The sequence below is a fragment of the Mesorhizobium sp. M4B.F.Ca.ET.089.01.1.1 genome (assembly GCF_004022605.1).
Classification (GTDB): Bacteria; Pseudomonadota; Alphaproteobacteria; order Rhizobiales; family Rhizobiaceae; genus Mesorhizobium; species Mesorhizobium abyssinicae.
Genome location: NZ_RZOS01000751.1, coordinates 1 through 1,743 on the forward strand (window position 1 = coordinate 1; position 1,743 = coordinate 1,743).

The 1,743-nt window shown below is 62.7% G+C and carries 2 protein-coding genes; one reads left to right on the forward strand and one right to left on the reverse strand.

From position 1 onward, the window contains the following. Nucleotides 1-632: substrate-binding domain-containing protein (locus EN780_RS33475; RefSeq protein ID WP_133372858.1), on the reverse strand; the 632-nt coding region annotated here is incomplete at its 3' end. 447 nt (nucleotides 633-1,079) lie between these two features. Here EN780_RS33475 and EN780_RS33480 point away from each other — a divergent pair. Then, nucleotides 1,080-1,743: ATP-binding cassette domain-containing protein (locus EN780_RS33480; RefSeq protein ID WP_133372859.1), on the forward strand; the 664-nt coding region annotated here is incomplete at its 3' end.

Here is a 1,743-nt window from a genome sequence, read left to right on the forward strand (position 1 = left end):
CCCTTGGCGCCGTCGTCATTGGTGAACACCGGGCAGCCGGCGACTTCCGTCCAGCCGCCTTCGCCGGCAAGCGCGGCGAGACCGTCCTTGCCCGACAGCGCGTCGCGCATGCCTTGCGCGCGGCGCAGGATGTTGTCGGCCGCCGGATTGCCCTCGATGGTGCAGATCTTGCCGCCATTGGGCTTGGCCTTCTTGATGTATTCACCGATCTTCTTGCCCATCAGATAGTTGTCGGTGCCGAGATAGGTCTTGCGAAGGCCCGCATCTTCCTTGGCAAGGTCGGCATCGACCGTCATGATCGGGATCGAGGGATTGGCGGTCTTGATCGTCTGCGCGATCAGCGGCGCATTCGAAGGCGAAATCGCCATCGCCACCGTGTCGGGCTTGCTCAGCATGTCCTGCACGATCTGGGCCTCGCCGGCCTCGTCCGAAGTCGATGCCGGGCCGGTGTAGAAGCATTCATATTCTGAGCTGGCGTTTTCCTTGTTCCACTTCTCGCAGCCCTGGTGGATGGCTTCGAAGAATGGGTTGTCGAGCCCCTTCACCACAATGACGAGCTGTTTCTTGGCCAGTGCCGGCCCGGCGCCCAACGCCATGACGGCGGCAGCGGCGAGCAAAAGTGATTTCCTCATATCAGTCCTCCCTTGAAACAGACGGGCACGGCGTGCCCGCCACGCAGATCAACCCGGTGCGCGAAAACAGAGCATCGTTTCACGAGCGCTCGTGCCCCGCCAGTCCAGGTCGATAAGCATTTCCAGATGCAATGCCGAACCGCGCTGACGAGAACTGCCGCCAAGTCCCGGACCGGTATCGCGCCCGCCGATTCCGCCCGCCCAGCCGGGTCGAAAGATCGGCATAATCTTCCTCCGATGCTTAGGTAATATCGGCTTGCGGCCAACGTCAATTGCTATTTGTCCTACAAAACGGATTTTTGCAAAAACATTCCTTCAATTCGTCCGACAATTGATTGACGCCTGCATGAGCATTTGCGTAAATGCGCCAAATCGCCGTTCCCGGGGGAGCCGGGGAGAGCGGGGCCGCGGCAGAACCGCAGGCCGCAACAGGGAGGCATTAGGCTGGTGGCGGTTCTCGAACTCACCAACATCTCGAAGCATTTCGGCGCCATCCAGGCGGTCAACGACGTGTCATTGTCGATCGAGCCTGGCCAGGTCGTCGGCCTGATGGGCGACAACGGCGCCGGCAAGTCGACGCTGGTCAAGATGATCGCCGGCAATTTCCGCCCGAGCCATGGCAACATGCAGTTGGACGGCAGGGAGCTTGTCCTGCACAAGCCGGCGGAGGCCCGCCAGCACGGCATCGAGATCGTCCATCAGGACCTGGCGCTGTGCAACAACCTGACCGCCGCTGCCAATGTCTATCTCGGCCGTGAGCTGCGCAGGGGCGTCGGTCCGTTCCGCATCCTCGACTATGCCGCCATGTACAAGCGCGCCGGCCAGCTCTTCGCCGAACTGAAGTCCGAGACCCGCCCGCGCGATCTCGTCAAGCAGATGTCGGGCGGCCAGCGCCAGGCGGTGGCGATCGCCCGCACCATGCTGTCGCAGGCCAAGATCGTGCTGATGGACGAGCCGACCGCGGCGATCTCCGTGCGCCAGGTCGCCGAAGTCCTGAACCTGATCCGCCATTTGCGCGACCAGGGCATCGCGGTGGTGCTGATCAGCCACCGCATGCCCGATGTCTTCGACGTCGCCGACCGCGTCATCGTCATGCGGCGCGGCAGGAAAG